This is a genomic window from Promicromonospora kroppenstedtii DSM 19349 (assembly GCF_000515355.1).
Classification (GTDB): domain Bacteria; phylum Actinomycetota; class Actinomycetes; order Actinomycetales; family Cellulomonadaceae; genus Promicromonospora; species Promicromonospora kroppenstedtii.
Map to the genome: position 1 here is coordinate 10,342 of NZ_KI911706.1, position 2,638 is coordinate 12,979.

3 protein-coding genes are annotated in these 2,638 nt (G+C 72.1%); 1 reads left to right on the plus strand and 2 read right to left on the minus strand.

Annotated elements, in window-relative coordinates:
* Window positions 1-55: 55 nt before the first annotated feature.
* On the minus strand, window positions 56-433 hold the full coding sequence (locus PROKR_RS18845; RefSeq protein WP_036965698.1) for an L-rhamnose mutarotase: 378 nt from the start codon (window positions 431-433) through the stop codon (window positions 56-58).
* Between the two features lie 85 nt (window positions 434-518).
* Between PROKR_RS18845 and PROKR_RS18850 the strand changes: the two genes are divergently transcribed.
* The gene (locus PROKR_RS18850) at window positions 519-1,547 is read left to right on the plus strand and encodes a LacI family DNA-binding transcriptional regulator (protein ID WP_036965700.1); all 1,029 of its coding nucleotides are present in this window, start codon (window positions 519-521) and stop codon (window positions 1,545-1,547) included.
* Window positions 1,548-1,638: 91 nt separating this feature from the next.
* Here PROKR_RS18850 and PROKR_RS18855 read toward each other — a convergent pair.
* Window positions 1,639-2,638 (minus strand): serine hydrolase domain-containing protein (locus PROKR_RS18855; protein ID WP_036965702.1); only part of this gene is annotated, 1,000 nt, incomplete at its 5' end.

A 2,638-nucleotide genomic window follows, 5' to 3' on the forward strand; every position in this document is an offset into this window, starting at 1 on the left:
CGGGCCGACGACGCCGGGCTCGCGCCGGGGCGGGCCCGCGGCGGCGGTCAGCGGCTCAGTGGTCCTCGGACGGAGCCGCCTCCGGCAGGGCCGCGAGCTGGGACTCCAGGTGGAACACCTCGTCCAGCAGCACGAACCCGTCGTCCGGGTTGCCCTCGTCGACGAAGAAGCCGGACATCGCGGCCTGCCAGCGGGCGTTGACCTCGGTCGCGGCCATCCCGCGCTGCGCCGCCGCGTAGTCGTCGGTCTCGAGGAACCCGACGAGCAGCCCGTCGTCGCGCAGGAACAGGTGGTAGTCGCGCCAGCCGGTGTCGCGCAGGGCCTCCAGCATCTCGGGCCAGACGGCGGCGTGCGCCGCCCGGTACTCGTCCAGCCGGTCCGCCCGCACCCGGGACGTGAAGCAGACGCGTGCACCAGCGGTGTTGCTCGACATGTCCGGTCCTCCGGTTCGTTCCCCGTGGAGGGCGACCTCCGCCCTGAAACGGTTCATAATGTAGCCCGAAGCAAGGAGGCGCTCCATGACCCAGCCGGCCGCTCACCGCCGAGCATCCATCGCCGACGTCGCCCGTGCCGCCGGCGTCTCCGTCGGCACGGTGTCCAACGTGCTCAACCGTCCAGAGCGTGTGCTGCCCGGGACCCGCGAGCGGGTCGAGGCCGCGATCGACGAGCTGAGCTTCGTGCGCAACGGCTCGGCCCGCCAGCTCCGCGCGGGGACCATCACCACGGTCGGCGCGATCGTGCTGGACATCGCCAACCCGTTCTTCACCGACCTGGCGCGCGGCATCGAGGAGCGCCTGGACCGTGACGACTTCACGCTGATGGTCGCCTCGTCCGACGACGACCCCGACCGCGAGCAGCGCTACCTGCGCCTGTTCGAGGAGCACGGGGTGCAGGGCGTGATGGTCGTGCCGGCCACCGACGACATCGAGCACCTCCTCGCCGTCCGCCGGCGGGGCACCGGTGTGGTGCTGCTCGACCGGCCGTCGTCCGACCCGAGCATCTCGTCCGTGGCCGTCGACGACGTGCGCGGCGGCGAGCTCGCCGCGCGGCACCTGCTCGACGAGGGGCACACGCGCATCGCGTTCCTGAACGGCCCGCACACGATCCGGCAGTGCGCCGACCGGTACGAGGGCGTCGTCAAGGAGCTGGTCGCTGCCGGACTGGACCCGGCGACCGCGCTCGTCGAGGTGACGGTGCCCAGCCTCAACGCCGACGGCGGGGAGGCCGCGGTCCGCGGGCTGCTGGAGCACGGCGACCGGCCCACCGCCGTGTTCTGCGTCAACGACCTGGTGGCGCTGGGCGTGCTGCGCACGCTCCGCACCGAGAACATCTCGGTCCCGGCCGAGGTGGCGGTCGTGGGATACGACGACGTGACGTTCGCCGCCGAGCTGTCCACCCCCCTGACGTCCGTGCGGCAGCCGACGCACGAGCTCGGTGCCCGTGCCGCGGACCTGTTGCTGAACGGGCCGGACGCGACCGCCGAGCACGTGATGTTCCAGCCGACGCTGGTCGTGCGGGCGTCCAGCACCTCCACCCCGCCGAAGTAGGACCAGGGAACGCCGGCGAACCGCTGCGAGCCAGGACCCCGCACGTGCGGTGGTCCTGGCTCGCCCTGGTTCTGTCGCGGCGGGGTGGGTCTCAGCAGGTCGCCTCGAGCATCGGGACCAGCATGTCGTTGAAGTCGTACAGCGCGTCCTGGTCCAGCGTGACGTTGCGCCCGGTCACGCCGAGCGCGATCTGCCGCTCGCCGTCGAGCGAGGTGAAGTTGACGCTCAGGGTGCCGAAGCTCGCGCCGTCGTGCCCGTAGAAGTACTCACCCGGCACGCACGGGTCAGGCAGGCGGTAGGTGCCCAGGCCGTACTCGGCCATCTCGGCGCTGCGCGGCGTGAGCATGTCGGTCACGGTCTCCGGGCCGACCAGCTTGCCGGTGACCAGGGCCTCGTTGAACGCCGCGAGGTCCCTGGTCGTGCTCGTCACGGCGCCCGCCGCGCGGAACAGCGTCGGGTCGAAGTGCCGGATCGAGTACCAGCCCGCGCCGTCGGCGCCCGTGTACGCGGCGTCGTGCAGGAACGGCCCGCGCTTCCGGGGGCTGTCCGGGTAGTCGCTCGACCGCATCCCGGCCGGCTCGAACACGCGCTCCTCGAGCAGGTCGTCCAGGTCGGTCTTGTTCACCTTCTCCAGCATCATGCCGAGCGTCACGAACCCGGCGTTGGAGTAGGAGAAGCCCGTGCCCGGCTCGAGCATCCAGGGCGCGGTGTGCGCGGCCCGCACGTGGTCGCCCTCGGAGTAGTGGTCGCCCAGCACCTCGAAGTACTCGTCGATGTCGGCCGGGTCCTGCATCTTGTCGAGGATCAGGTACTCCGACGCCGTCGGGGCGCCCGAGGTGTGGCTCAGCAGCTGCTCGATCGTCACGTCGCGCGGCAGGGCGCCGGGCAGCACGTCCTCGACGCTGGTGTCCAGCGTCCAGGTGCCCTTCTCGATCTCCTGCATCACGAGGGTGGCGATCATCGGCTTGGTGTTGCTCGCGACCCGGAACTGGTCGCCCGTGCGGGCGCGGGCGTGCCCGTCCAGCTCGCGGACGCCGCCGGCGCCCGCCCAGGTGAGGTCCGGCGTCTCGACGCGCGCGGTGACGGCGACC